1 protein-coding gene and 2 pseudogenes are annotated in these 1,676 nt (G+C 76.9%); all 3 read right to left on the bottom strand.

Annotation, left to right across the window (positions count from 1 at the left end):
* Positions 1 to 464 (bottom strand): annotated as a pseudogene (locus GTW08_RS17605) (hypothetical protein); the annotation flags it as partial.
* A gap of 1 nt (position 465) precedes the next feature.
* Positions 466 to 1,428, bottom strand: coding sequence for a hypothetical protein (locus tag GTW08_RS17600; RefSeq protein ID WP_073575697.1), 963 nt, complete (start codon positions 1,426 to 1,428; stop codon positions 466 to 468).
* Positions 1,425 to 1,676 (bottom strand): annotated as a pseudogene (locus GTW08_RS31965) (hypothetical protein); the annotation flags it as partial. The gene GTW08_RS17600 and the pseudogene GTW08_RS31965, both read right to left, overlap by 4 nt.

The raw sequence follows: 1,676 nt of genomic DNA, 5'->3' as shown, positions 1-1,676 counted from the left end.
GAGGCGTCGGTCCGGGTCGCGGTGAAGTCCCAGGACCTCCCGTCGGCGCGGGCGGTGCCGGTGGCGACGCCGTCGGCGACGGTGTACTCGACCTCCGCGCCGTCCTCTCCGGTCAGGCGGGTGGTGCCGCCGGGGGTGGCGGTGCCCTTCGTCCAGGATTCGATGCCGCGGTTGTCGCAGACGTAGGCCTGCACGGCGCCGTCGGTGACCCGGATGTCGACGGTGACCTTCCCGTTCGTCGACCGGCCCGTGTAGACGACCTCGCCGGTCGCGGCCGGTGCCGGGGCGGCCGTCGGAGCGGGCGCCGCCGGGAGGGCGGACGAGCCGGCGGCCTGTTCGACGGCGGCGGGGGCCGCCGGTGGCAGCGGTTCCGGTTCCGCGGTGAGCACGACGTTCGCCGTCGCGGCCCCGGCGGCGACCGCGCCGACGGCGACCATGGTCAGGAGGGGTCCGGAGAGTCGCATGTCAGCCCACCTCGATCCGGACCGAGTCGAACGCGGGCGTCTGGTTGGCCCGCTGCATCATCGGGGTGCGGTGCGACCCGTCCCCCGCCCACGACGAGCACTGCAGCTCGCCGGTCTGCTCGACCCCGGGCACGTCGATCGTGACGCTGTCCGGCCGTGCCCCTCCACCGCCGTCCTCGGTGGCCTGGAAGAACAGCGGATCGGGCGACGAGTCCGGTGCCTCGCCCGGGTCGGGCAGGATCCGGCAGGCGGTGTGGAAGTGGCCGCGCTGGAGTCCCTGGCCGTCGAGCAGGGACGCCTCGGCGTAGTAGCCGCCCTGGGCCGCGGGGAGGAACCGGTCGCGGACCAGGTTCCGGGTGCTGACGGTCAGGCGGAACGACTCCCCGGGCCGGACCGTCGTCGGGGCCTGGGTGATGAGCAGCGACGGACTGCGGTCGGCGTCGGCGACCTCGCCGAACGCGGTGGACACGCAGCGGGGCGCCTTCTGGAAGCCGTCGTGGGCGGTGAGCCGGCTGCCGGAGCAGTCGACGGCGAGGATGTCGAGCGCCGACGGCGCGCCCTTCTTCTCCCCGTCGCCCGCGTCGGGCTCGTCCCCCGCGCTGCCGGAACCCTGGTCGGCCGAGCCGCCACCGGCCCCGGCCCCGGCCCCGGCGCTGTCACCGGACCCGTCACCGGAGCCCGATGAGCCGGAGCCCGATGAGCCGGAGCCCGTGTGCCCGGCGTGGTCGTGCTCCCCGCCCCCGGAGGAACTCCCGGATCCGGAGGAGCCCTCGGAGGAGCCGGAAGAGCCGGACCCTCCGGACGAGCCGGTCGAGTCGGACGGCCCGGAGGCGACGTTCGCCGGCCGGTCGCTCCGGTCGGCGGAGGCGGCCCCGGCGGCGTAGGCGGCGGGCCCGGCGACGAGCAGGCCCAGGGCGAGCGCGGTGACCGCGATCGTCCTGCTGCGGCTGGTGGAGGATCTCATCGGTATCGGCTCCTCGGGGCGGTGCGGTGCGCTCCGGTGGTGCGGGAGGGCGGCGCTCCGGTGTCGGTGTCCAGGTCGTGGGGGGTGGCGTCGGTGAGGCCGGGCTCGGGATCGGGCTGCGGCCGGACGGGTGGCACGTGCGCCAGCTCGTCCCAGGGGTCGGGTGGGCCGACCGGCAGGGCCCGCCGGGCGCCGTCGCGGGGGTGGCGCGGGGCGGGGACGAAGGCGGCGGCCGGGCCGGGGGCCGG

The organism is Pseudonocardia sp. SID8383 (assembly GCF_009864975.1).
GTDB lineage: Bacteria > Actinomycetota > Actinomycetes > Mycobacteriales > Pseudonocardiaceae > Pseudonocardia > Pseudonocardia alni.
This window is presented reverse-complemented; position numbering and strand designations above follow the sequence as displayed.

Coding starts and splice junctions, on each gene's coding strand:
- GTW08_RS17600 (WP_073575697.1), bottom strand. CDS start 1,428: ATGAGATCCTCCACCAGCCGCAGCAGGACGATCGCGGTCACCGCGCTC.